The sequence below is a fragment of the Ruegeria sp. C5 genome (assembly GCF_056537605.1).
The window spans coordinates 116,989-141,351 of the sequence record NZ_JBQFRX010000005.1; the positions used below are offsets into that span (position 1 = coordinate 116,989).

The following is a 24,363-nucleotide window of genomic DNA, read 5'->3' on the forward strand; positions in this document are numbered from 1 at the left end:
TCTTTAGAAATAGCGCCCTTTTGTTGGTGAATGGACGACCTGCCACTTGAACAAAGGCGCCTTGCCGCCGCCGCTGGATACCTACTTGCTGGGGCGTTTCTTTGGAGGTTGGTCTTTTACAGAGACCTCTCTGCGTCGAAACAATCTGATTTCCGAACGGATGAAGAACTAGAAACCCTACGCGAAGATCAGCGTTTTCTGCTCACAGGTGAACAATCCGGCAATCTTGCAGTCCTTCTATGCAAGGTCGTCTTCCTAGTAGCGTGGCCGATATTCGTGACTTACGGGATCATCAATGCACGGCTTATCGGCAACTAGAGCGTGCCAGTGTGGCACAATCTGTCATGCGTATCGACGGCCAAGAGCAAATCAAATGAACTCTTGTAGAGGAATGTGGTTACTTTCGGACGGCATCTTTGTAGACTCAACTTTTGTGACCGAACCGAAAGAAATCTTCTGTTCCCCGGGGCACGCTCATAGGTAAATCTACGGGTTTCCAGTCGTAAATAAGGTCCCCTTCGACCAATATTGGTGTTAGGTTGGGATAGACCAAAACCGAACAATGCAACAACTACGGTCATACAGGCTCAACAAACATATGAACATCGCAGCGAAAAGAGTCTCTTGCACTGAAGAAATAGCGCGAAGAGAATATCCGCAGGTCATAAAATACATGGGCTCGAAAGCCGGAATTATTGACTTTGTTGTTGAAGGCATCACTCAAGTCCATCAGGGCGGACAGGTGTGCGACCTTTTTGCTGGAGCATGCTCTTTGGCAGGCGCTGTCGGGCATTCTACATCATTTGTTTCAAACGATATTCAAGCCTATTCGGCTGTAATTGCACAGGCCTATCTTGACCGCGTATCCGATCAGTTCGCGCGCGATAAAGCCAAGTCACTCTTTGAGGCAGCTAGCAAACTTGCAGGGAAAATTAGACAAGAGCTTCCAAGCGGGCTCAGTCATAATGACTTCGAGACCTTGGAGACATTTAACGACATAGAACAGCGCAATAGAAAGCTAATCGAAACAGAGTTCTTGGCCCCATATCATCTATTCGTACGCTATTACTCCGGTACGTGGTGGTCAGCTGAACAGTGTCTATGGATAGATGCGCTTCGGCAAGCTACTGACGAATTCTTTCGTTCGGGCAAGCTAACCTCAGCCGATAAAGCCGTCACTTTGACCGCAATAATGCACGCAATGGCTTATTGCAGCCAAGGAACTGGGCACTATGCACAATATCGAGACGCGAAAACGACCTCTTCAATGCGCGACATCGCAATATATAGGAAGAAGTCTTTCCCTGATCTTTTCCTACGAAAAGTTCAATCTTTAATAAATTGGAACGCGTCATCTGTACCGCGTGGAGGTGAATACTCCACCTCGTCGATGGATTTCGCTGACCGACTACAAAGCTTCTCAGGGGGTACTGTCTACGCGGACCCACCCTACGCGTTCGTCCACTACAGCCGTTTTTATCACGCAATCGAGACGCTCGTGTTGTACGATTATCCTCAACTTCAGGTAAAAGGTGGAGCAATTGTCAAAGGACGCTACAGAGAGAACCGTCATCAATCGCCCTTTAGCATACGATCCCAAGTACCTAGTGCTTTTCGGCAGATGTTCGAGCTAACCAAATCGAGCGGTTCAAGTTTGGTCCTGAGCTACAGCGACACTGGCCTATTTGATCTTACAGAGATGACAGACTTAGCGTTGGATGCGCTCGGAGACAGCCACGAAGTAAATGTATTGCTGAAGAACCATAAGCACATGACAATGGGACGCCGACAAGATCGGCACAGAGTCGTCAAAGAAGCGCTTCTGCTCGCTAAGTTCAGAGGTTAGTGCTCCTCGGACAGAACGTCTTGTGCCACATTGAATGATCTGTAGTAGACTGGAATATGAAACCTCTCTCTTAGTGAGCGAAGGTAATTAGCTGCATCTGTGGTAACCGGATGGGGCGATACAATTACGAGCTTAGATGCTCGCTCTTCTCCGGGCCAATACGCGTATTCCAAAACTTGGGATAAGGCCTCCCTAATGCACAAACGTACTGATACATTTGTCTTTATCTCGTAAAATGTAAGTTCCTCGTTTGCTTCCCGCACAGCAATGTCGATCAAAGTCTGCCCCACACCTGCGGGCTGCTCGGTACCCACTCTGTCTTCGCCGTGAATTCCAACAAGGTGATTAAAAAGCGATGTTTGCAGTTGGTTGTGAATGTATTCTACGCGACCATTTCTCGCGGCCCTTCTCCTCCCTTGACCTTCTTGTCCTGGCCTGTGTCCGGCAACAAAGTTGAACTCGGGGTATTCTTCCTGATCACGATCTGGAGCGGCCAACTCTTCCTGCGCCACAGGAGCGGGTAGCACACCATGACCTTGCAACCAGTCCCTAAATTCGTCGGGCGACAATCCAAAGACTTCGTACAGTCCTAGCCGTACGCATTCATCGACAAGGTCGTCGCAATCCTCGTCGCCTTCACCCCAATTTGCGGACAGTAACTTCAAACGCAATAACTCGGCCACCAGAGGCGGGAGATCATTGTTTTCAAAGAACGAGCTAAAGTCATATGTTACTGAACCATCTGGCTCATCTCTAACAAACCCCAATTCCCTGAGGTTTCCACGGAAATTGGTGAAATCTTTCTGTTGATTGAAATCCCGTTCTCTATCAAGTCTCCCTTCACCGCGACCCAACTGTGAATTTCTCATCGCCCGAATGAAGGTATGGTGGCTAAGCAGCATTCCAATTAGGAAAAGGTCCCTTAAGGTGCCCACTCCGCTTTCGCGTGCCTGCTGCCAGACATCGGGAACGATCCAATTTGCGCCGTCGCGTTGGGCTGCCAAAGTCTTTCTGAATTGAGGTAAATCAATTTTTTGCCCGCGAGGAGCATCCGTGCTCAATGCCTGTGCTTGCGCCTCCCAATCTACAGGATCGTTGTCGCGTAGAAGCGGAAAAATTCGATATGCGCCTTGCTTGGTTAACGAAACGTTCAACCTCGCCAAATCAGTCATTTTAAGATCCTATGCTCTTGTCGGTTCAAGTAAATACAAAGGCACTTGCAAGCAGTTACACAAAGAAGGGGTCGCATTCACTGCGCAGGGTCAACTCGCGCATTATCACCGCCTCAAATTCTGTTTCTGCGAGACCTGCCACGTGCTCAGGCTCCGCAACCTGCGATCAATCCATCGTCAATCTCAATGCCCGCCTTCTTCATCCGAGTTGCAAGCCGAACCGCCACTTCTTTGACATGATCGTTAAAATCGAGGCGCAGCACTCCATCAACATCACTCGGATGTTCCAATGCTCCCTTCTTCAGGATTGCCATACGATCCCGACCAAGCGACGCCAATACCATACCCATCTCAAGGATGACGTTCTGACGAGCCCGAGGCTGGGTCGCCTCATCTCCCTTGATCTTAGCATAGCCGTAGTCGTCTGGTGTCATCAGGACGATCCCGAAGGCCGCTTCCTGATAAATCTGCTGCTCCAGCGCTTCGATGATTGTATTTCCACCGCCATCGTTATTCTGCAAAATAAAGGGATCGAGGTCGAGGCGACGCAGTATCAATTCAAGTTGCTCAAGAGCTTGCGTGTCATGGCCGTGCACGACAAATATTTTTGTGCGTTCATCCTTTTTAACTGCGGTGGGTTGAGGTTCAAACGCATTAGCATCGCTTTCCAGAACTGCCCGTAGAGGAGCCTGAGCCTCGGGCCTACCTTGAAATTGCACGGTCCCTTTGCTCGGCCAATAGTTCAGAATACCTCGCTCGCGGGACCGAAACACATGCTTTGTGCCGCCCGCTTCTTCAGCCCACTTACCAATAACTCCACCGGCTGAAATACGAGCCTTAAGAGCCTCGATGCCATCATGAAAAAAATCTGCCATCCAACAACTCCACTTTTTCAAAGGCGAAAATTATCGCAGTTCATTCTTTTTGCACTTTCCCCGAAGCTATAGCCTCGGGCGCCAGCTTCCTTGATGCAGATCATTCTGGTGGATACAATGGTGGATGCACAAACAAAACACCATACCAATAGATTGATAATATTATACTTTTTGGATTTTTGTGGTGCCCGGGGGCGGAATCGAACCACCGACACGAGGATTTTCAATCCACTGCTCTACCCCTGAGCTACCCGGGCACGGGAATGGCGTTTGCCATTGGGTGGAGGCCTTCTATGACTTGCCACAGGCGGTGTCCAGAGGCTTTTTGACATTTTTTCAATGCGGGAGGGACGTGGGGCTTTCGGTTGGTTCCGAGGTCGTCTCGGCGTCTTCTTCACGTTGCGATGGCACCGCATAAGAACCGTTTAGCCATTTTGCCAGATCGATATCCGCGCAGCGTTTGGAGCAGAATGGTCGAAAGGCCTGCTGGGTATCTTCTCCGCAGAACGGGCAGCTCATTTCAGGATCTCCGTCAATGGGATACGACCACGTTTGCGCTGTAGTTCGAAATGGCCAAGCGGGGTCCAACCGGCCAGGATCGTCTCGTCAGGATCGGACTTGAATGCCGACCGCAAGGCCGACTCGAAACCCCTCCGGTCTTTCTTGGGCATCGGTGCAAGGTCCAGAGTGATCTGCCCCCCCAACCCACGCACGCGCAGGGCGCGCGGCAGGGCTTTGGCGCAGGCGAAGTTAGCTTTGGTTCCCGCCGCGAGAGATGTGTCGGCGCCGGTGTTCACATCCACCGCAACCAGCGCGCGGGTCGGTTGGATATAGAGGTGTCCTCCACCGGGAAGCGTTTCGGAAATCCCCTTTGCTGTATCGAGCGCATCAACGACACCGTGGTCCTCAAATCCGCCGGATGCGGTCACGACCTCTGCCGGGTCCGTCCAATCACGCCAGGCCAGGATATGCGGACCATCGCCCTCGCTCAGCAATTCTGGTTCACTGCCCGTATCAGCCAATACCTGCTCGGCAAGTGCCAACATGGCAGAGATATCTTCAGCGATTTCATCTGCATCCGCCGTCTGACAGCACGAGCGCAGGATCAGGCCGTGCGTGCTGTCTCCCATTTGCTCATGCGCGATTTCGAGAAGTTGGTCGCGCATATCTTCATCACGGATACGGCGCGAGATGTTCAGGCCGGGCGCGTCAGGTGTCACGATCGCAAAGCGGCTTTTGAACAAAATACGGTTCGAGACGGGTATGGCTTTGCCGGGCTCGGCATATCCGGTCACCTGCACCAGTAGCAAAGCGCCGGGTGCCAACCCTTTGACTTGCCTCAGAAAAGCCGGGCCGTCGGGTGTGGTGAGAAACATGCCGCCCTGACCTTTGACCGGGCGATCGGCGCGGGCGCGGTAGATCGTACCTGGCGCAGGGGCATCTGTGGCGATCAGGAAATCGTCGAGAATACCATCCACCATCAGAGCTGCAGCTTCGCGTTCCTGAATATGATCCAGAATGATGGTACGACCCTTCATGATACCTCGCGATATAAGGGATAACCGATGCCTTGCAGCAGTGCAGCCGTTTCGGATAAGGGCAGGCCGACGATACCGGTGAACGAGCCTGAAATCCACGGGATGAATGCACCGGCAGGGCCTTGTATTGCATAGGCTCCGGCCTTGCCCTGCCAGTCATCCGTCGCAAGATAGGCATTGATTTCGCTGTCAGACAGACGTTTCATCTTTACCTGAGAAACCACGTCACGCTGGAGGATTTTATCCCCGCGCCGCACAGCGACCGAAGTGATCACCCGATGGCGTCGGCCGGACAGGGCGTGCAGAAACTCAGCAGCTTGTCCCGCGTCTTCGGGTTTGCCAAGAATGCGGCGACCCAGTGCGACCGTAGTGTCAGCACATAAGGTGATATCATCGCTATCAGCTTGAACAGCCTGAACTTTTTGCCGGGTAATGCGGCTACAATAGGGGGTCGGCAGTTCGCCATTCAGCGGCGTTTCATCGATATCCGGCGGACGGATCGCATCGGGCCGAACGCCAAGCTGCGCCAGCAGGTCCAGCCGCCGCGGGCTGCCCGATCCGAGGATAAACGCCATGTACGAAGCGTTACTTGAAGCGATAGTTGATCCGACCCTTGGTCAGATCATATGGGGTCATTTCGACCTGAACTTTGTCGCCGGCCAGAACACGGATGCGGTTCTTGCGCATCTTGCCTGCCGTATGTGCGATGATCTCATGGCCGTTTTCCAGCTCGACCCGAAACGTCGCATTAGGCAGGAGTTCCTTCACGACACCGGGAAATTCGAGCGTATCTTCCTTGGCCATGTTGTCTCCATCATTAGGTTGCACCTGCAGAATCTGCAGATCGTGCGCTTAAATGAGCCTATTTCGGCCTTATTTCAAGGGCGAAGTCACCTAAAGGGGTGATATTGTGACTGAATCGACCCGAGCGTCTTGCTCGGTCCAATGTGTGCGGTTCAACACCCACCCGTCTGCGCGGACGTTTGCAATTGTGGACAGGTCGGCCTCGGCATAGGTCCAGCCGGCGGTATTCAGCGTGCCCTCGGCAAGCACTCCCGTCGGTGGGAACCCGATATCGGGCGGGCCAAACACGCCACCCATGCCGGTATTCATGTCGACTGCTTCGGACCATTCACTGCTGCCAACTAACGATGACATTACCGTAACACATTGATTTTCAAGGGCACGAGACATGGCGCCGATCCGCACACGCCAATACCCGGACAGGGCTTCGGTGCAGGATGGTACGAGGATTAAATCGGCCTTGCTCAGGGCCCGACCCAAGAGAGGGAATTCACTGTCATAGCAGATCAGAACGCCGATTTTACCCAATGCGGTATCAAACAGTTTCAACGGACCGCCCGGGGCGATGTCCCAGGCCTCGCGTTCAAACCGTGTCATGATCTGCTTGTCCTGATGATCGAGACGACCGTCAGGAGCGTAGAACACTGCGCGGTTCACCGGGCGCCCTGGTCCGTCGATGACCGGGGCGGAAGCCCCCAGAATGTATGTGTCGTACATCTTTGCAAGGCGCGAATGCACAACTTGTACATCTTCCATCCGGTCGGAAACCGCCCGGATTGAGCGTTCGAGATCACCGGCCACCTTAGGGCCGTCGAGCGTCGACAACTCCATTGCGCCATATTCGGGAAAGACCAGAAGGTCGGCACCTTGTCCTGCGGCCTCGGAAACCCATTCCTCAAGCTTGTCTTCATATTGAGCCCAACTATCGAGCCAATCGAGGTCGTAGGCGGCGGTGGCGATTTTCATTCCCGAGTCCTATGTCTGGTCGCTGCGCGACACTAGAACAGCAGATCGTCCAGGGCTACTGCAATCGCGGCGCGGGTGGTTCTGAAACCTATGTTGCGACTTACTGTTTCGAGGCGGGTGTGTGTTTATTGGCAGGCTTTCTCGGCCGCCGGTGCAGAGATTGCATCGAATGGCTGATCAGAGGTCGTTTTGACCTATCGAAGAACCTGAACGAAACAGGCAAGGAACTCCACCTCGGGCATCAACTTTGCAACTTCTTCAAGCGCGCGAAGGGGTAGTTTTACATCAAGAACATTGGCCCCGGGGATATCGACTCACAGAAACAAGGCGTTGTCATTTGTAACGGCATCGAGCACCAAGGATGCGGTCTGAAGGGCAAATCCGGAGATCAGGTATGTCGTCGATCCGGTCGGTCAGGCTGGTTTGTGCAATCCCGAAAAAGCGGTGAAATGCCCTGTCCAGACTTTCGTGAATCTCGAACCCTTCATCGAAAGCGAGGAAGGCAAATCCTAGTGAAATCTACAGCCAGATGATGTGCTTCCGTCGCAGGAAAACCTGAAAATTAGCCAAGGCGACTTAATGGACGCGATCAGGCTGTTGCAAAACGGTCACTAACACGCGCTCTGATCGTCGATAAACTGCGGCTCAATCGGGGCTTCAGGTTCATTTTGGGTGTGGATGTCGGGCTTGATTACCGGATCGGATCACTCGGGATTTTCCGCACGGAACAGGGCCCATGCGTCCTGCGAGGTGCCGTCCGGCTTGGTGCATATACCCACCTGACCCGAACCAGTGACTTTGATCTTGTAGCTGCCGCCGATCTCAAGGCAGTAGGCTGCTGCTGGGTTCACCACCTGATGCGTTTTTCCATGTGCCTTGCGGTACAGCTCCCACGCATCGGCGGACGTACTGTCGCTCAGTGCGCAGCGAGACGTGGTCAGGTCATATTCGCCTCCAATTGAGCCACAGTACACGGGGGCGGGATTTGCAAGGCCGACTGGCTTACCGCCATCCGCGCCCGCATGGTGTTCACGAAAATAGGTCCAGGCATCGATCCGGGTGCCGTCGGGTAATTGGCAGATACCGCTCTGACCGTCCGGGCCGTCATGTATACCGTAGAGCCCGCCTTGCGCGATGCAATATGTTGCCGCGGGATTGGCCAGACCGGTGTTGGCAGAGCTTGCGGCGGGCAGGGCCATTGAAAAGGCCATCGTCAGGGCCGCAATCGGGCCTGCGGAATTCAATAGACGCTTTGTCATGGTCACCTCGCAACATTGTGGACAGGGCAGGTTCTGAGGATTTTCGCCGTTTTGCAGATCGATCCGGTCCTGCACGGATACTTGGATCAGAGTTGTTCCACCTTGATCGAGTCTGCGGGATAAAAGGCCAAGTGATCCTTGATTTCGGCCACCGCGTCGATCGGGTTTTCATAACTCCAAGCGGCGTTTTCGGTGACTGAGGATTTGTTTACGATCGAGAAATGCGTGGCGTCTCCCTTGCCTGCGCATTGGGTGACTTTGTTGGTCCGATCCAGAAAGGCCATCGCAATGTCCGCACGCGGGAAGTAGATAACCGGATCTTTGTCGCCTTCCAGGAGTTCCAGCGCGTTGTTGGTTTCACCCAAAATCGCGCCGCCTGAACGGACGCTCCATTTGCCCGGTGCTTTGCGGATCGTGATGGTGTCTGTCATTCCTGTTCCTTCCCTCGTCGTGTCAGGGCTTCTCCTCTGCCCAAACTATGTAACAATCCGGTGTCAGACCGGTGCGGTTGCGGCATCCAACCACAGTTGAGCGGCGTCGCCCAGCCTTGGCCGGACTTTTTCCGCCACGTCGCGGTGATAGGCGTTCAGCCAAGCACGTTCCTCTCGTGTCAGCATATCGACTACAATCAAACGCCTGTCGATTGGGACATAAGTCAGCGTACGCCAGTTCAGCATGGCGCGTTCATCGTCACCGCTGGGCAGGTTTGGGGCCTCTTCCACTACGACAAGGTTCTCAAGCCGGATGCCAAAAGCACCCTCGCGGTAATATCCCGGCTCGTTCGACAGGATCATACCCGGCTCAAGCGGGACATGGCTGACCCGAGACAGGCGCTGAGGGCCCTCATGCACGCTGAGATAGGTACCGACCCCATGACCAACCCCATGGTTGAAATCCTGCCCGGCCAGCCACAGCGGCAGCCGCGCTACGCATTCGATATCGCGTCCTGCCAAGCCAACAGGCCAGCGTAGCATCGACATGGCGATCATGCCTTTGAGGACGCGTGTAAAGCAGGCCTTCTCCTCATCCCCAACATCGCCGATTGCAATTGTGCGGGTGATATCGGTGGTGCCGTCCAGATATTGCCCACCGCTGTCCAGCACCAGCAGGTGACCGTTTTCCAGCCTGCTGTCGGTTTCCTCGGTCACGCGATAATGCATGATGGCCCCGTTCGGCCCGGTGCCCGCGATGGTGTCGAATGAGATATCCTGCAGCGCGTTGTCCCGGCGGCGGCTTTCTTCCAGCCGCGTTACTACCTGTGTCTCGGTCAGGGTGCCGGGCTTCTGCGCGTCTAGCCAACACAGCAGTTCGATCACCGCTGCGGCATCTCGCAGATGTGCCTCGGCCGTGCCTGCGATTTCGGCCGGGTTCTTGCGGGCTTTGGGCAGGGCGCAGGGATCGCCGCCATCGACCATACGGTCCCCCAACGCATCTGCTATGATCTGCGGAACCGTTCCCGGATCGACCTGTACCTTGCCTTCAAGTGCCTCAACCGCTGTCAGGAACGCGTCGGGTTGGTGTTGGGTGACCTGCGGGCCCAGATGATCCCCGATCCCGGTCAGTTTGGCAGCGGCCATGAACAGATCCACCCGCCCATCACCGTGCAGGATGGCAAAGCCATGGGCCACAGGGTTGTATGCGATGTCCGCGCCGCGGATATTCAACAGCCACATGATCGAATCCGGCAAGGTGATCACCGCTGCCGCGCGATCTGCGCTCTGCAGGTCACTCGCGAGGCGCTTGATTTTGCGCTCGGCGCTTTCACCTGCAAATTCAATCGGATGTGCCCTGACAGGATTCATCGGAGGGTCGGGTTGATCCGCCCAAATTCGGTCTACAAGGTTATCACAGCGCACCAGTTCGACGCCGCTGCCTTCAAGCTCTTTCTGTGCAGACGAAATCTGTCCTGCAGCGTGGAGCCACGGATCAAACCCGACTTTGCCGCCATTTGGCAATTGCTCTTTCAACCACGCGCTCAGGCTGACATCTGGCCATGGGACCGGCGTGTAATCCTGTGCGACCTGGGCCTTTACCTGAGTGCGATAGCGCCCGTCGATGAAAACCCCGGCAATGTCCGTGAGCGCCGCGCAAAACCCCGCAGAACCGGTGAACCCGGTAAGCCAGGCCAGCCTTTCATCCCGAGGGGCCACATATTCACCCTGATGCGCATCCGCACGCGGGATCAGGAAGCCCTGCAGGCCTTCGCGCGCCAGCTCGTCCCGCAAAGCGGCCAGTCGTGGTGGGCCTTGTTCGGGGCGTGCGGTCACTTCGAAACTCTGGAACATGGGCGGCCTCATTCGTCGGTCTTGCTGCGCGCAAACCTGCGGCCTGCGGTAGGAAATGTCCAGCGCCTCGGCGCACACTATTCTTCTGTCTCAAGAAAGCGTTGAATGGCCTGGATATACGGGTTGTAGGCCTCATTTCCAGGCAATGGTATCTGGTTGCCGGTCTCAAGGATCACAAGCGAGGCATTGGGGATTCCAGCCGCCAGTTTGCGCGCCTCGGACAGGGGGTGAACGGCTGTGTGCCGCCCGTGCAGAACCAGAGTGGGGCATTGCACCATCGGAAGAAGTTGCAGCACCGAGGTGCTATTGGCGATGTCACGGTAGTGAAGTCTTTCCTCGCTTGAATAAAGTGTCTGCAATTCATTGACCATGTGCCGAACGCTATCCAGCGGACCTTCTGGAAAATAGCTGAATTCAGCGCCCATAGCATAGCCGCTGCCCGGCGTGTTCCAGCCTTCCGCGATCAGTGACCGGATCGAGTCGGGTTGTTTGGTATCTTCCCGGTAATCTCGCCCTTCTGCCCATCCGCCGGAGATAATCAGCTTGTCAATCCGCTCGGGGTGCCTTGCGGCGAAGTGTAGGGCAGGGAAGGTGCCGCCCATTTCACCGAGAATGGAAAAGCGGTCAAACCCCGCTGCATTCACGACGGTCAGGATTTCTTCTATTCTGCGGTCATACACCGCCTGATGGTCGATGTTTGAGCTGACGTCATTGTCCTTGTTGTAGCGTAACAGGCGGAAACGGTTTGCCATGTCCTGCAACCGGGTACGCTCGGACGGGATGCGCCATTCCGCCTCCAGATCGTGCACGACCGAACCGATGCGCAGCACCGGCAACCCATCACCGGAAAGCGTGTATGGAACAGCGCGGCCCTTCGCACCGCGCGCGTAACGCAGCCGTTGCGTATGGTTTTCTACGCCTGAATCGGTGTCGGCGTCACAGGTCACATCCGCCGCCATTTGCAACCCGCGCCGTACGACTGTCCGAATGATCCGTTGCGCTTTGCCATCATCGCCGACTGCTTTACGCGCCGCTGCGATACGTGCGCTGATGGTAGAATCCGAGACAAAGCGGCCACTCCATACCCGCGCGATGATCTCGTCCCGGGGCACCAGCTTACCTGGGTGCTGGGCCAAGAGGACCAACAGATCGAATACCTGAGGTTCGATTGCGACGGGCTCACCCCGGCGGGTCAGGACGTGTCGATCCACATCCAGAATACAGTCTGCAAACTCATAGCGCATGCGGCAAATACACTCCGTTTCTCGCGGAACGACAAGGTTCAACAACAATCTCAAGGGTTTCTAGGGCGTATCTCAGGACCAGCTACAAGCAGGCCGGGCAGGGTTGGGACACTATCCAAGCAGATAAACAGGAGAACGAATGATGTTCCTGCCCTTCGATATAGCGCTTATGCGCTATCCGTTGCGCCACCATAAGCAAAGTCGCCTTCAGCGGTGCAAAAACTGGCTTGGATGGCACTAAGTCTGCACTGTCGAAGCAGGGCCGTCAACTGGCCCGCTTCATCCCCATCACGCGCGCGCGGGCGCGCGGGTCGCTGTCGAACAGTGCGGCCAACTGCTCGGTCATAGCACCTGCAAGCTGCTCGACATCGGTGATCGTGACGGCGCGGTCATAATAGCGCGTCACGTCGTGGCCGATGCCGATGGCCAGTAGTTCTACCATCTTGCGTTTTTCGACCATGGCGATCACGTCGCGCAGGTGCTTTTCCAGATAGTTTGCCGGGTTCACGCTAAGCGTGGAATCATCCACCGGCGCGCCGTCCGAGATCACCATCAGGATCTTGCGGGCCTCACGCCGCGCGAGCATCCGGCGATGCGCCCATTCCAACGCTTCACCGTCGATGTTTTCCTTCAGCAGGCCCTCTTTCATCATCAGACCCAGATTGGGTCGCGCGCGACGCCATGGGGCATCGGCGCCTTTGTAGATGATGTGGCGCAGATCGTTCAGTCGCCCCGGTTGTTGCGGGCGGCCATCGTTCAGCCACGCCTCGCGCGCCTGACCGCCTTTCCAGGCCCGGGTGGTAAAGCCCAGAATCTCGACCTTGACGTTGCAACGTTCCAGCGTCCGCGCCAGGACATCTGCACAGATCGCGGCAATCGAGATCGGACGGCCCCGCATCGAGCCGGAATTGTCCAGAAGCAGCGTCACCACTGTATCGCGGAATTCGGTATCTTTTTCGACCTTGAAGCTTAGCGGCGTGGTCGGGTTGGCCACGACACGCGCCAGACGTCCGGCATCCAGAATGCCTTCCTCGCGGTCGAATTCCCAAGACCGGTTCTGCTGCGCCTGCAGGCGGCGTTGCAACTTGTTGGCCAGACGGCTCACTGCGCCTTTCAGCGGTTCAAGCTGCTGGTCAAGGTACGCCCGCAGGCGCTCCAGTTCAGCCGGTTCCGCCAGATCCTCGGCAGCAATCTCTTCGTCATGGGTGTTCAGGTAGACCTTGTAGTCCGGATCAGCCTCGGATGCGGGCGGAGGAGCAGGGGGTTCCAGCGGAGCCTCGCCCTCGGGCATTTCAGCCTCATCGCCCATCTCATCCTCGGCCATCTCGTCCATCGAGACCTGGGCCTGAGACTGGTCCTGCTGTTCTTCCTGAGTTTGTTCAGGGGTTGCATCGGCGTCCTGTTCGTCCTGATCATCCTGCCCGGTGCTGTCGGGATCGGGCTGCTCTTCGGCGTCTTCTTCGGCCTGATCTTCCTGTTCGTCGTCCAGTTCATCCGGGTCATCACCCAGCTGATCGCCGTAACCCAGATCTTTGATCATCTGTCGGGCAAACTTGGCAAATTCGGCCTGGTCCGAAAGGATTTCGTCAAGGTTTTCCAGCGTCCCGCCGGCCTGTTCCTCGATAAATCCGCGCCACAGGTTCATGACATTCTCGGCGGCAGGCGGCATGTCGCGCCCGGTGGCCAGATGCCGGATCAGATAACCCGCCGCCACAGCCAATGGCGCATCCGCAGGCTGTTTGCACTGATCATAGCCGCGCCGGATCGCCTCATGCCCGATCTTGACGTCGATATTCGACGCGGTGCCGGGCATGTCCCGCGCACCCATCGCCTCGCACCGGGCGGTCTCCATCGCCTCATAAAGATCCCGTGCCATATCACCCGGAGGGGCATATCGCGCATGGGTCGCGTCATCATGATATTTGCGATGTAAAGCTAATGCGTCTGCCGTCCCGCGCGCCAACAGAACCTCTTCGCGCGTCATCCGGCGTGAGACCTGCGGCAAACGCATCGACTCGCCCGACAGGCCCGATGGATCAACAGTGTAGCTCACCGACAATTCGGGGTCGTCGGCCATAACTTTAGTAGCCTCGGCCAGAGCCTTCTTGAACGGATCAGCAGGATTGTCGTTCTTCTGCACCATGTTCAATCGCCCTTTGTGTTGCAGTGACCCGCCGCATCAATGCGAAACCGGATCCCCCTTCATCTGGCCAAAAATACCTCCGCCGGAGGCATTGCGCCCCGCAGGGCGCAATTCATATTGCTTAGCCCAAGCTCGCGCTCGCCGCGCTTTCCGGCAGTTCCTCATCAAAGCAGCGCTGATAGAACTCAGCAACCGTCTGGCGCTCTAGCTCGTCACATTTGTTCAGGAACGACAGGCGGAAGGCATAGCCGATGTTGCGGAAGATTTCTGCGTTTTGGGCCCAGTTGATCACGGTCCGGGGGCTCATCACGGTGGACAGATCGCCGTTCATGAAGGCGGTCCGGGTCAGGTCGGCGACGGTGACCATCTGGCTGACGGTCTTGCGGCCCTCGGCGGTGTTGTAATGCGGCGCTTTCGACAGAACGATCATAGTCTCGGCATCGTGGCTGAGGTAGTTCAGCGTCGAGACCAGCGACCAGCGGTCCATCTGCGCCTGGTTGATCTGCTGTGTACCGTGATAGAGGCCGGTGGTGTCGCCCAGACCGACGGTGTTGGCAGTCGCAAACAGACGGAAGTTGGGGTTCGGCGTGATGATTTCATTCTGGTCCAGCAAGGTCAGCTTGCCGTCATGCTCCAGCACGCGCTGGATCACGAACATCACGTCCGCACGGCCCGCGTCATATTCGTCGAATACGATTGCAACCGGGTTGCGCAGAGCCCAGGGCAGGATGCCTTCGTGGAATTCGGTGACCTGCTTGCCGTCGCGCAGTTTGATCGCGTCCTTACCGATCAGGTCGATCCGGCTGATATGGCTGTCGAGGTTCACACGCACGGCGGGCCAGTTCAGGCGGGCGGCGACCTGTTCGATGTGGGTCGATTTCCCGGTGCCGTGATAGCCCTGAATCATCACCCGGCGGTTATGGGTAAAGCCCGCAAGAATCGCCAGCGTGGTTTCGGGATCGAACTTGTAGGTCGGATCGATCACCGGCACGCGGTCGCTGCGTTCGGCAAAGCCTTTGACTGCCATATCGCTGTCAATGCCAAACACCTCGCGAACCGAAATGTCCTCGGTGGGTTTTGCGTTGATGTCGATCGATCCGTCAGCCATGCGCCTTGTCCTTATCCTTTGGCCCGTTCACCGGGTTTGAACCCGTGTGTGGTGCAACATATTGCGGGCAAGGGCAAGGGAAAGAGGTGACCGGATCACGCTAGCCGGATGTTTCTTTGAAACTGGCCTTATGCTGGCGCGGGTTCTAGTGAAAATCCCGACTTGGGAACAGACGCTTGGCCTGTTCGCGCGGATGGCGGGCGCTCGGGCCGTTCTGCCGGGGGCGCGGGGTGTCATCCGCCTGCGGTTGGGTGATGCCGATGGCCTCGTCCAGAGGATGCCCAAGCTCGGACAGTTTGTGCGACATATCGGTGATTTCCTGCGCGATCAGATGCACGACGATCCCCTCGCGCTGCAGATACCCGCGGGCCTGCAGCAACCGCCCGCCCATCACGATGCGGCGAAAGCGTTCATAGACCTTGGGCCAGACAACCACATTGCTGACCCCGGTTTCATCCTCGAGCGTCAGAAAGATCACACCCGAGGCAGTTCCCGGCCGCTGGCGCGTGATCACCAGCCCGCAGACGCTGTAGCGACCCAGCGGGATGTCCTGCAGCGTGGCATGCGGCACAAGGCCGGGCAGGGACGGGCGCAACAGCTCCATCGGGTGCGAGCGCAGGGTCAGACGGGTCGAGACGTAATCCTCGACCACCTCCTCGCCCAGATGCATGACCGGCAGGTTCACCTGCGGCTCACTGATGCTTTCGCCATCGATCGGGTCATTGAACAGCGGCAGGGCGGTTCGGCTGCGGATGGCTTTGACATGCCACAGGGCGTCGCGCCGGGTCAGGTCCATGCCGGAGAACGCATCTGCCTCGGCCAGACGGGTCAGAACATCCGGGCGCAGCCCGGCCCGCAGCCACAGCGTTTCGGGGTCCGGATACCCATTGCCCCGCGCGGCCACGATCCAGTCTGCGTCTTCCTGCTTGAATCCCTTGATCTGACGAAAACCCAGCCGCAGGGCCAGCGCCCCATCGGCACGGCGTTCCAGCAGATTGTCCCATTCCGAGGCGTTGACGCAGACCGGACGGATCTCGACCCCATGCTCGCGCGCGTCGCGCACGATTTGGGCGGGGGCATAAAACCCCATGGGCTGCGAGTTCAGCAGCGCGCAGGCAAAGATCGCCGGGTGGTGGCATTTCATCCAGGCCGAGACATAGGCCAGCATGGCAAAAGCCGCTGCGTGGCTTTCGGGAAAGCCGTAATCGGCAAAGCCTTCGATCTGGCCAAAGCAGCGGTCGGCGACCTCGGGCGTATAGCCGTTGTTCAGCATCCCCGCGATGAACTTGTCGCGATAGGTGCCAATCGTCCCCATGCGCCGGAATGAGGCCAGCGAGCGGCGCAGGTGATCCGCCTCTTCCGCCGAAAACCCTGCACCAACCACGGCGATTTGCAGGGCCTGTTCCTGAAACAGCGGCACGCCCAGCGTGCGCCGCGTCACCTCTTCCAAGGCAGGGCCGAAGGGTTCGGATTTTTCCAGCCCGTTGCGCCGTCGGATATAGGGCTGCACCATATCGCCCTGGATAGGGCCGGGGCGGACGATGGCAACCTCGATCACCAGATCGTAGAATTCGCGCGGTCGCATCCGGGGCAGGAAATTCATTTGTGCCCGGCTTTCGACCTGAAACACGCCCACCGCATCAGCGGCACACAGCATGTCATAGGTCGCCGTGTCCTCTTGCGGGACGGTCGCGATGCTGAGGGTTTCGCTGTTGTGCTGTTGCATCAAGTCAAACGCCTTGCGGATGCAACTGAGCATCCCCAGCCCCAATATATCCACCTTCAGAATGCCAAGCGCGTCGATGTCATCCTTGTCCCATTCGATCACGGTGCGGTCTTCCATCGCGGCGTTTTCGATCGGGCATAGCTCATCCAGCCGCCCTTTGGTGATGACGAACCCGCCCACATGCTGCGACAGATGGCGCGGGAAGCCGATGATCTCGCCAATCAGGCGAACCGTCTGCATCAGGCGCCGGTCTTTGAGGTCGAGGCCCAGTTCCTGCAACCTCTCGGCATCAACGCCGCCATTGCTCATCCCCCAGATCTGGCCGGACAGGCCCGCGGTCACGTCCTGAGACAGGCCCATCACCTTGCCCACCTCGCGGATTGCCGCGCGGGATCGGAAATGGATGACCGTGGCACAGAGGCCCGCGCGGTGGCGGCCATATTGCTCGTAAATCCACTGGATCACCTCTTCGCGCCGCTCGTGTTCGAAATCCACATCGATATCCGGCGGCTCACCCCGGTACTTCGAGACAAAACGCTCGAACACCATGGCGATCATGTCGGGGCTGACATCGGTGATGCCCAGCAGATAACACAGGATCGAATTGGCGGCTGATCCGCGCCCCTGGCAAAGAATGCCCTGCGAGCGGGCGAATTGCACAATGTCATGCACGGTCAGGAAATAGGCCGGGAAATCCAGATCGGCGACCAGGGCCAGTTCCTTTTCCATCAGGTTGATGGCCTTCTCGGTCGGGCCATCGGGATAGCGCCGTTTCAACCCCTCGCGCGCCAGACGTTCCAGTCGCGCCAGCGGGGTCTCAGAACTGGCGATCTCGTCGGGGTATTCATAAGACAACTCATTTAAGTCAAAGCTGCAGCGGTCGGCGATTTCCAGCGTGCGGCGCAGCGCGCCGGGGTGGTCCTGAAACAGCCGGGCCATATCCGCATAGCTTTTTAGCCGCCGTTCCGCATTGGGCAGGGCGCGGGTGCCGATCTGGTCAATCGTGATGTGTTCGCGCATGCAGGTCAGCACATCGGCCAGTTGGCGGCGGCTGCCACGGTGCATCAGCACATCGCCCACCGCCACCATCGGGGCCGAGGCCCGCAGCGCCGCCTGCGCACAGGCCGTCAGATAGGCCCGGTCGCTGCCGTCATAACGCGGCACGGCCCCCAGAAACACCGCATTGGGGAATTGCCGCCGGACGGTCTGAATGTCGGGGATGGCCTGTTTCAACCCCGCCTGAGGCAGCGCGATCAGGATCATCCCCTGACAGGCCCCCAGCATGTCCTTCAGGTCCAGATGACAGTCGCCTTTCTCGGCCCGTCGTTTGCCCAGCGTCAGCAACCGGGTCAGCCGCTGATAGGCGGCGCGGTCGCGGGGCAGGGCCAGCCAGTGCACCGCGCTGTCGCGCAGAACCAGACGGCAGCCGACGATCAGCTTGGGCAGAGCGGGCACATCCGGTTTGTCGATTGGCTGCACATGCCCGACCTCTTGCCGGGACGAGGAATCGAGCCGGTGTTGCGAGCGGATTTGAACTGCGCCTTCCGCCTCGCGCCGCAGTTCTTTCAACGCGCTCCAGCCCCGGACCACCCCGGCCAGTGAGTTCCGGTCGGTGATCGCGATGGCCTTCAGGCCCAGCTCTGCCGCGCGGGTCACCAGCTCTTCTGGGTGTGAGGCTCCGGTCAGGAAGGTGAAGTTAGTGGTCACGCCCAGCTCGGCATAGCCGGGGTCCTGCGCGTGGGAACTGTGCGGGTTTGGTTTGCTCATGCGAATTCCCCATGCACAAACCATCCCGGATTTTGCGGCGTGTAATACAGCCACAACCGCCGCCCCTGCCGGGTTTCAACCTGCCAGTAATCACGCAAGCCCGTGCGCCAGTTCTCATCTTCCAGCCACCATTCGGGGCAGATGCGTTCGGGCCCGGTTGAGCGACCTGTGGTCAGCGACATCCGCCGCCAGCGAAAGCGGCGCGGCGGGTGCGGGCCTGATCCGGCGATAGGTTCTGGCGGAAACAGCTGCAGAGGGCGAGGGCGCAGAGCGACCCACCCGCCTGCAGGGTCGGAATAGGCGGCGGGCGAGATGATGAAGCTGCGTTCGGGGATATGGCTTTGCGCGGGCAGCAAGCGGTGGATCTGTTCCAACCCGATCCGGGTGCCGATGCGGGTGATCAGGTCATCCAGTTGATCTTTGCCCCGGCTTGCGGCGCGGCTGATCTGGCGCACCGGCAGGGGTTCCACCAGCGTGGCCTCGAGCCGCAGTTGATCGACGCCAAAGCCTGCATCCACCTCGGTCAATCCACGCTCGAATAGGGGCAGGATGCGATATGGATCACGCAGAGGGCGAGCCAGCCGCAGTTCGACCTGCTGGTGGTCCTGATCCACCCGGCGCAAGATCATGCACAGCTTGCGCGCGCCCATTTCCTGCGCTTTCAGCTTGTCGCAGAGCCGTTCCAGCAGCCGTTCCGCCCCGGCCATCATGTCGGACAGCAGGCCAATGGGCTCGGGCAGGGTCATGCGCACGCCGTAATGGGGCGGATCGGCCAACGGGGTGATCTGTTCAGGTTGATCCCCCAAAGCCTGATCCAGCCGCATCAGTACCTCGGGGCCAAAGCGGCGTGTCAGCGGCGCGCGCGGGGTTTGCGCCAGCTCACCAATCCGGCGCAGGCCTAGCCGTTGCAGCGCGACCGAGGTATCCTCATCCAGCCGCAGCGCTGCCACCGGCAGGGCGCGGATGGCCTTCAGCGTATCTTGGGTTGCGACCCCCTCGCCATAATGTGCCAAGGCCCAGGCCGCGCCGCGTGTCGGGGCCAGACCGATCTGCACCGTCAGCCCGGCCCGGGCCAGACGCCTGCGCATGTCGGTCAGCATCATCTCTTCCCCGCCCGCAAGATGCGCCGATCCTGTGATGTCCAGAACCAGCCCATCCTCACCCTCGAGCCCGACCCAGGGGCAATAGCGCGTGGCCCAGCGGCGCAGGGCGTGCAGAAACCGCTGATCTCCTTGCGGGTCGGCGGGATGGCTTTGCAGATCGGGGCAAAAGGCGCGGGCATCGGAATAGGGCATGCCGCTGTGCAGGCCCTGCCGCTGGGCCTGCACATTCAGGCAATACACCCGGTTTGCATTATTCTGTTTCAGCGTCAGAACAAACGGCCCATCGACTGGGCGCAGGCGCAAAGCCCGGTCGCTTGCCAGCCGGGGAAACCAGAGTGAAACGATGCGGCGCTGCGTCCCGCCGAACATATAAAACCCTCAAATGTTCTACATTTGTTCTTATATGTTCTTGACCCTCAAAGAGTCGAGTCCTTGAGGGCCAGATCGTCAGGGATTCAGAGCCCGGGCGCTTACTTCAGCGCCCGCGCCAGAAAGGCCTGCGTGGTCTGGTGCGAAGGGTGGTCAAACACCGCTTCGGGCGGGCCTTCTTCGATGATCCGACCGCTGTCGAGGAAACAGATCTTGTCGGCGGCCTCGCGGGCAAAGCCCATCTCATGCGTGGCCATCACCATCGTCATGCCCTGTTTTTTGAGCATCAGCAGAACATCCAGCACCTCGCCCACCAGTTGGGGATCGAGGGCCGAGGTGATTTCATCAAACAGCATGACCTCAGGCTGCATGGCCAAGGCGCGCACGATGGCGACGCGCTGTTGCTGACCGCCCGAGAGTTGATCGGGATAGTTGTGCATCCGATCGGCCAGTCCGAACCGTGCGAACAGCGCCTCGATCTCGGGCTGCAATTCGGCGCGCGTCAGTCCACGCACCCGGCGAGGGGCGAGCATGACATTCTCAAGCGCGGTCATATGCGGAAACAAGTTAAAGCTTTGGAACACGATCCCGATCCGGGCGCGTACCGATTGCGGGTTCAGACTGGGGATCGAGATATCCTCGCCGTCCAGAAAGATTGCGCCGTCTTCGATGGGTTCCAGCAGGTTGATACAACGCAGCAGAGTCGACTTGCCCGACCCGGATGCGCCGATCAGGCAGACCATCTGGCCCTCATCCACGGTCAGGTTGATCCCGTCACAGACCGTGCGGTCGCCAAAGCGTTTCACTACGCCCTGAAGTTCCAGTTTGGGCATCAGCGCCTCTCTCGCATTTGGCGGGCCATCAGGTGATCGGCGTAGCGGGTGGCGGGGATAGTGACGATCAGGAAAATGATCGCCGCGCCCACATAAGGGGTGAAATTCGCCAGCAGCGACTTGAACACTCCGGCCTGACGGAAGATTTCGACCGGGCCGATGAAGCTGAGCAGCGAGACATCCTTTTGCAGCGCAATCAGCATGTTCATCTGTGAGGGCACCACGTTGCGGATGGCTTGCGGCAACACCACGTCGCGCATCACTTGCCGTTCCGACAGACCCAGCGACAATGCGGCGGCGCGCTGGCTGTGGTGGACGCTGTCGATGCCTGAGCGGAAAATCTCAGCCACATAGGCCGAATAGGTCAAGATCAGCGCCAGCGAGCCCCAGATATAGGGCGAATTCCACGGGCGCGGCAGGCCGAGCCCCGGAATGCCGAAGCCGATCAAATAGACCGTCAGGATAACGGGCACGCCTCGGAAAATATCAGTGAACGCCGCGCCAAAGATGCGCAGCGGAAACAAGGCAGGTGATTTGGCATCCCGCGCCAATGCAATCAACAGGCCAAGCACGGCGATCGCCGGTGCGGACCACAAAAAAATCATCACGTTGATCCGAAACGCCTCAAGCAGTTTCGGGAAGGTTTTGACAAGCGTCTCGCCGTTGAAAAAGCTCTGCTGAACCTTCGACCACCCCGGAGCCAACGGCACCAGAAAGTAAATCGCGGCCACAACTGTGACCGTGCTAATCGTGGCGATCACCAACGAGCGGCGTCGTTGGTGCGCCTCGTACCGTTCGCGGCGGGTCATCCCCGCCGCCTTGTGATCTGCCATGTTACTTGATCAGAGGGACACCGGTGGTGTCCTGCAGCCATACGGCCTCGATCTCGGCCAGTTTGCCGTTAGCTGTCAGTGCCGCCAGCGCCTCGTCCACGCAGGCTTTCAGCGGGTTGCCTTCTTCCATCAACATGCCGAAATGATCCGGATTATCATTTTCATCCGCCGGGAACTGACCGATGACCTTTGAGCCTTCGATCATCACCGCGCTGAGGAACAGGGCGGTGGGCAGATCGAACAGGGCCGCATCAATCTGGTTGGCCGACATGGCGGCGTTAACGTCAGCATTGTCGCCATACAGCAACGGGTCGCTGTCGGGTTGGATGATGCTGGCCAGTTTCGGCACCGCCGTGGTCGAGCCGACGGCCCCCCATTGCAGGCCTTTCAGCGCTTCAAGCGTCGGGGCAGTGTCGGTCGAATTGGGGCTGACCAGAACTGCCATCGGGGCGGTGTAGTAAGGGGTAGAGAAATCGACCACCTGATCCCGTTCAGGCGTGATCGAATATTGCTGCATGTTGACGTCAAATTCCTTGGCGCCGGGCTGGATCGCCTCGTCGAAGGACGAGCGGACCCAAACGACATCATCAGCTGCGAACCCCATTTCTTCAGCCACGGCATAAGCAACGGCTGCCTCGAACCCTTCGCCGCTTTCTGGCGCGTCGTCGATCACCCACGGATAGTAGGCCGGGTTGCCCGTTGCGATGGTGAATTTGCCGTCTGTCAGCGTTTTGCCAGCAGCGCATTGTTCTTGCGCATAGGCCGCTGTTGACAAAAACAGAATTGAAGTTGCCGCGATCGAGAGTGTCTTGGACATCCGATACAAACCTCCTGTTGGATTGGGTTGCGGTCAAAGTAATTCTGCCTAACCCGACTGTCCAGCGGATGCTTGATCGTCGACCTGCGGGACGGGTTGGCGTTCATGTGTCCGATGACATTGTGCCGGTCTCTTCGCCTGCCATGAATCCCAGGGACGGCACAGGGAGGAAACCTGTTGCATAAGTGACCGCACGCTCGGCCAACGGCCGGAATGCGGCGCAGGAACTGGCAATATTCTGCCGGGGAACAGTTGGGCTCTTTTCTTTTTCCTAAAGATATTATTAAAACTGCTTCACCACTCAAACCGGCAAAGAACCTTCTTGCAGTACAACGCACGCAATACCGATACGATCTGGTCGCGCCTGCCCGGCGTCGCGCGAATTGCCGTTGTTTTGGGACTTTTCAGTCTGATCTCGGCCTGTGCCAAGAATCCGAATGAGGTGGACTTGGATCCCGAACGTCAGGCCATGGCGTTGCAAGAGGTCTCAAGAAAACATGCGCTGGGACAAAGGGTGTGGTGCGTGCCCTACGCACGCAACCTCAGCGGCATCGAAATTCGTGGCAACGCCAAGGATTGGTGGGGCAAGGCCCGCAATGGGTTTGACCGGGGTAATGAACCGGAGGTCGGTGCGGTGATGTCGTTTCGGGCCACCAGAGGGATGCCCCTGGGACATGTGGCTGTCGTGTCCGATATTGTCACCGAGCGGGAAGTCATTGTGAACCACGCAAACTGGCTCCGGAATAAGGTGTCATTGCAGATGGGCGTGAGGGACGTGTCCAAAAACAATGATTGGACGCTTGTCCGGGTTGAAAGCCGGCCGGGCAGGTACGGCAGTTCGTACCCGGTGAACGGGTTTATCTATCCGAATTTTGGTGAGTAATCTAAGCTCTCCGCGCCCCCGCCGGTAGCTGGTACGGTGAAGCCGAGCGTCCGACGTGCCGCTGTCATCCGGGCGCGTGTGTTCGGTGGCGGGTATGTTTACTTTGACACATGATCAATGACTGCAGGGCGGACTAAGCCGTCGCAGGCCTGTCAGGCAGAGATCATGACTTCGCCCTCAATTTCCATTGCGAAACCGAGCGGTAGTCCAGACACACCGATAGCAGAACGCGCATGGCGACCGATGTCTGGGCCGAACACCTCAATTATCAAATCGCTAAAGCCATTTACCACAACATGTTGATCCGAGTATCCGGGCGCAGATGTCACCATACCAAAGACGCGGACCCATCCAACAATTCTTGATAGCTCGCCTATTTCTGCTTTCAGGTTAGCCAGTACCGTTAATGCCACTTCGCGGGCCTCAGCATACGCTTGATCCGTAGTAATTTCGGCTCCGACAACTCCAAAAGGCCCGGCCAGACTACCATCCAATGCGTTTTTTGGGTGACCTGAGAAAAGTGCTCGGTCACCTCTGACATTAACAAATTCGAAGGGTATGTGCAGGCCATCCGGTAACTTCGTAGGCGCAGGCAATTTCAAGCCCAATTCTTCAAGCCTGCTTTCTGGCGTCGACATAGTAATCCCTCCAACTAGTGCATGGGCTGCAAGCTAGGCGGAAAGAAAACCAATGTCATCTTCGGGCTCGTTCCTGCAATTTGAATGTAAACTGAGTATCCTTGGCATCAGCTAATACGCTTGGATGGTGTCCACATAAAAAGAAACCCGCCAA

22 protein-coding genes and 1 tRNA gene are annotated in these 24,363 nt (G+C 57.8%); 3 read left to right on the top strand and 20 right to left on the bottom strand.

The genetic code is table 11. The features are described from left to right. Positions 1-30: 30 nt before the first annotated feature. Both ACR0AW_RS16465 and ACR0AW_RS16470 read left to right on the top strand, forming a co-directional pair. Positions 31-318, top strand: a complete 288-nt coding sequence (locus ACR0AW_RS16465; protein ID WP_170733703.1) for a hypothetical protein — start codon at positions 31-33, stop codon at positions 316-318. 280 nt (positions 319-598) lie between these two features. Next, positions 599-1,846 (top strand): DNA adenine methylase, encoded by a 1,248-nt coding sequence (locus ACR0AW_RS16470; protein ID WP_480444241.1) that lies wholly within the window; start codon positions 599-601, stop codon positions 1,844-1,846. Here the strand turns inward: ACR0AW_RS16470 and ACR0AW_RS16475 are convergent. The 19 genes from ACR0AW_RS16475 to ACR0AW_RS16565 form a co-directional block, all read right to left on the bottom strand. Continuing rightward, complete coding sequence (locus ACR0AW_RS16475) at positions 1,843-3,018, bottom strand: hypothetical protein (RefSeq protein ID WP_170733704.1); 1,176 nt, start codon at positions 3,016-3,018, stop codon at positions 1,843-1,845. The genes ACR0AW_RS16470 and ACR0AW_RS16475 overlap by 4 nt on opposite strands. Positions 3,019-3,164: 146 nt before the next feature. Next, the gene (locus ACR0AW_RS16480) at positions 3,165-3,893 is read right to left on the bottom strand and encodes a nucleotide-binding protein (RefSeq protein WP_170733705.1); all 729 of its coding nucleotides are present in this window, start codon (positions 3,891-3,893) and stop codon (positions 3,165-3,167) included. Between the two features lie 182 nt (positions 3,894-4,075). After that, positions 4,076-4,150: transfer RNA gene (locus ACR0AW_RS16485), tRNA-Phe, on the bottom strand. A gap of 79 nt (positions 4,151-4,229) precedes the next feature. Further along, complete coding sequence (locus tag ACR0AW_RS16490; protein ID WP_170733706.1) at positions 4,230-4,412, bottom strand: DNA gyrase inhibitor YacG; 183 nt, start codon at positions 4,410-4,412, stop codon at positions 4,230-4,232. Then, positions 4,409-5,431, bottom strand: coding sequence for a ribonuclease E/G (locus ACR0AW_RS16495; RefSeq protein WP_170733707.1), 1,023 nt, complete (start codon positions 5,429-5,431; stop codon positions 4,409-4,411). The genes ACR0AW_RS16490 and ACR0AW_RS16495 overlap by 4 nt, the downstream gene beginning before the upstream one ends. Continuing rightward, complete coding sequence (locus ACR0AW_RS16500; protein WP_170513311.1) at positions 5,428-6,006, bottom strand: Maf family protein; 579 nt, start codon at positions 6,004-6,006, stop codon at positions 5,428-5,430. Before ACR0AW_RS16500 ends, ACR0AW_RS16495 begins: the two co-directional genes overlap by 4 nt. Positions 6,007-6,016: 10 nt before the next feature. Beyond that, on the bottom strand, positions 6,017-6,235 hold the full coding sequence (infA, locus tag ACR0AW_RS16505; protein ID WP_005978431.1) for a translation initiation factor IF-1: 219 nt from the start codon (positions 6,233-6,235) through the stop codon (positions 6,017-6,019). 90 nt (positions 6,236-6,325) lie between these two features. Next, on the bottom strand, positions 6,326-7,201 hold the full coding sequence (locus ACR0AW_RS16510) for a carbon-nitrogen hydrolase family protein (protein ID WP_170733708.1): 876 nt from the start codon (positions 7,199-7,201) through the stop codon (positions 6,326-6,328). A 704-nt stretch (positions 7,202-7,905) separates the two neighbouring features. Beyond that, positions 7,906-8,460, bottom strand: coding sequence for a DUF333 domain-containing protein (locus ACR0AW_RS16515; protein ID WP_170733709.1), 555 nt, complete (start codon positions 8,458-8,460; stop codon positions 7,906-7,908). A gap of 86 nt (positions 8,461-8,546) precedes the next feature. Then, positions 8,547-8,891, bottom strand: coding sequence for a DUF427 domain-containing protein (locus ACR0AW_RS16520; RefSeq protein WP_170392698.1), 345 nt, complete (start codon positions 8,889-8,891; stop codon positions 8,547-8,549). 63 nt (positions 8,892-8,954) lie between these two features. Next, entirely contained in the window at positions 8,955-10,745 is a 1,791-nt protein-coding gene (locus tag ACR0AW_RS16525) for an aminopeptidase P family protein (RefSeq protein ID WP_170402453.1), read from the bottom strand. A 77-nt stretch (positions 10,746-10,822) separates the two neighbouring features. Further along, the gene (locus tag ACR0AW_RS16530; RefSeq protein WP_170733710.1) at positions 10,823-11,989 is read right to left on the bottom strand and encodes an alpha/beta hydrolase; all 1,167 of its coding nucleotides are present in this window, start codon (positions 11,987-11,989) and stop codon (positions 10,823-10,825) included. 265 nt (positions 11,990-12,254) lie between these two features. Beyond that, a complete protein-coding gene (gene cobT, locus ACR0AW_RS16535) occupies positions 12,255-14,132 on the bottom strand; it encodes a cobaltochelatase subunit CobT (RefSeq protein WP_170733711.1) in 1,878 nt (625 codons plus the stop codon). A 121-nt stretch (positions 14,133-14,253) separates the two neighbouring features. Continuing rightward, on the bottom strand, positions 14,254-15,240 hold the full coding sequence (cobS, locus tag ACR0AW_RS16540; RefSeq protein WP_010437533.1) for a cobaltochelatase subunit CobS: 987 nt from the start codon (positions 15,238-15,240) through the stop codon (positions 14,254-14,256). Between the two features lie 145 nt (positions 15,241-15,385). After that, positions 15,386-18,733 (bottom strand): error-prone DNA polymerase, encoded by a 3,348-nt coding sequence (locus ACR0AW_RS16545; protein WP_170733712.1) that lies wholly within the window; start codon positions 18,731-18,733, stop codon positions 15,386-15,388. Beyond that, complete coding sequence (locus ACR0AW_RS16550; RefSeq protein ID WP_170733713.1) at positions 18,730-20,205, bottom strand: Y-family DNA polymerase; 1,476 nt, start codon at positions 20,203-20,205, stop codon at positions 18,730-18,732. Before ACR0AW_RS16550 ends, ACR0AW_RS16545 begins: the two co-directional genes overlap by 4 nt. 101 nt (positions 20,206-20,306) lie before the next feature. After that, positions 20,307-21,038: an amino acid ABC transporter ATP-binding protein gene (locus tag ACR0AW_RS16555; RefSeq protein WP_170733714.1), complete on the bottom strand. Its 732-nt coding sequence runs from the start codon at positions 21,036-21,038 to the stop codon at positions 20,307-20,309. Continuing rightward, complete coding sequence (locus ACR0AW_RS16560; protein WP_010437538.1) at positions 21,038-21,871, bottom strand: amino acid ABC transporter permease; 834 nt, start codon at positions 21,869-21,871, stop codon at positions 21,038-21,040. The genes ACR0AW_RS16555 and ACR0AW_RS16560 overlap by 1 nt, the downstream gene beginning before the upstream one ends. Position 21,872: 1 nt before the next feature. Next, a complete protein-coding gene (locus ACR0AW_RS16565; protein ID WP_170733715.1) occupies positions 21,873-22,688 on the bottom strand; it encodes an ABC transporter substrate-binding protein in 816 nt (271 codons plus the stop codon). Between the two features lie 322 nt (positions 22,689-23,010). Between ACR0AW_RS16565 and ACR0AW_RS16570 the strand changes: the two genes are divergently transcribed. Next, complete coding sequence (locus ACR0AW_RS16570; protein ID WP_170733716.1) at positions 23,011-23,571, top strand: CHAP domain-containing protein; 561 nt, start codon at positions 23,011-23,013, stop codon at positions 23,569-23,571. 152 nt (positions 23,572-23,723) lie between these two features. On the opposite strand, the gene ACR0AW_RS16575 is transcribed toward ACR0AW_RS16570, so the two are convergent. Further along, entirely contained in the window at positions 23,724-24,209 is a 486-nt protein-coding gene (locus tag ACR0AW_RS16575) for a RidA family protein (protein ID WP_170733717.1), read from the bottom strand. Positions 24,210-24,363: the final 154 nt, after the last annotated feature.

Excerpts from the sequence above, each read along its gene's own strand:
- ACR0AW_RS16465 (WP_170733703.1), top strand. The coding sequence starts at position 31 with ATGGACGACCTGCCACTTGAACAAAGGCGCCTTGCCGCCGCCGCTGGA.
- ACR0AW_RS16470 (WP_480444241.1), top strand. The coding sequence starts at position 599 with ATGAACATCGCAGCGAAAAGAGTCTCTTGCACTGAAGAAATAGCGCGA.
- ACR0AW_RS16475 (WP_170733704.1), bottom strand. The coding sequence starts at position 3,018 with ATGACTGATTTGGCGAGGTTGAACGTTTCGTTAACCAAGCAAGGCGCA.
- ACR0AW_RS16480 (WP_170733705.1), bottom strand. The coding sequence starts at position 3,893 with ATGGCAGATTTTTTTCATGATGGCATCGAGGCTCTTAAGGCTCGTATT.
- ACR0AW_RS16490 (WP_170733706.1), bottom strand. The coding sequence starts at position 4,412 with ATGAGCTGCCCGTTCTGCGGAGAAGATACCCAGCAGGCCTTTCGACCA.
- ACR0AW_RS16495 (WP_170733707.1), bottom strand. The coding sequence starts at position 5,431 with ATGAAGGGTCGTACCATCATTCTGGATCATATTCAGGAACGCGAAGCT.
- ACR0AW_RS16500 (WP_170513311.1), bottom strand. The coding sequence starts at position 6,006 with ATGGCGTTTATCCTCGGATCGGGCAGCCCGCGGCGGCTGGACCTGCTG.
- infA (WP_005978431.1), bottom strand. The coding sequence starts at position 6,235 with ATGGCCAAGGAAGATACGCTCGAATTTCCCGGTGTCGTGAAGGAACTC.
- ACR0AW_RS16510 (WP_170733708.1), bottom strand. The coding sequence starts at position 7,201 with ATGAAAATCGCCACCGCCGCCTACGACCTCGATTGGCTCGATAGTTGG.
- ACR0AW_RS16515 (WP_170733709.1), bottom strand. The coding sequence starts at position 8,460 with ATGACAAAGCGTCTATTGAATTCCGCAGGCCCGATTGCGGCCCTGACG.
- ACR0AW_RS16520 (WP_170392698.1), bottom strand. The coding sequence starts at position 8,891 with ATGACAGACACCATCACGATCCGCAAAGCACCGGGCAAATGGAGCGTC.
- ACR0AW_RS16525 (WP_170402453.1), bottom strand. The coding sequence starts at position 10,745 with ATGTTCCAGAGTTTCGAAGTGACCGCACGCCCCGAACAAGGCCCACCA.
- ACR0AW_RS16530 (WP_170733710.1), bottom strand. The coding sequence starts at position 11,989 with ATGCGCTATGAGTTTGCAGACTGTATTCTGGATGTGGATCGACACGTC.
- cobT (WP_170733711.1), bottom strand. The coding sequence starts at position 14,132 with ATGGTGCAGAAGAACGACAATCCTGCTGATCCGTTCAAGAAGGCTCTG.
- cobS (WP_010437533.1), bottom strand. The coding sequence starts at position 15,240 with ATGGCTGACGGATCGATCGACATCAACGCAAAACCCACCGAGGACATT.
- ACR0AW_RS16545 (WP_170733712.1), bottom strand. The coding sequence starts at position 18,733 with ATGAGCAAACCAAACCCGCACAGTTCCCACGCGCAGGACCCCGGCTAT.
- ACR0AW_RS16550 (WP_170733713.1), bottom strand. The coding sequence starts at position 20,205 with ATGTTCGGCGGGACGCAGCGCCGCATCGTTTCACTCTGGTTTCCCCGG.
- ACR0AW_RS16555 (WP_170733714.1), bottom strand. The coding sequence starts at position 21,038 with ATGCCCAAACTGGAACTTCAGGGCGTAGTGAAACGCTTTGGCGACCGC.
- ACR0AW_RS16560 (WP_010437538.1), bottom strand. The coding sequence starts at position 21,871 with ATGGCAGATCACAAGGCGGCGGGGATGACCCGCCGCGAACGGTACGAG.
- ACR0AW_RS16565 (WP_170733715.1), bottom strand. The coding sequence starts at position 22,688 with ATGTCCAAGACACTCTCGATCGCGGCAACTTCAATTCTGTTTTTGTCA.
- ACR0AW_RS16575 (WP_170733717.1), bottom strand. The coding sequence starts at position 24,209 with ATGTCGACGCCAGAAAGCAGGCTTGAAGAATTGGGCTTGAAATTGCCT.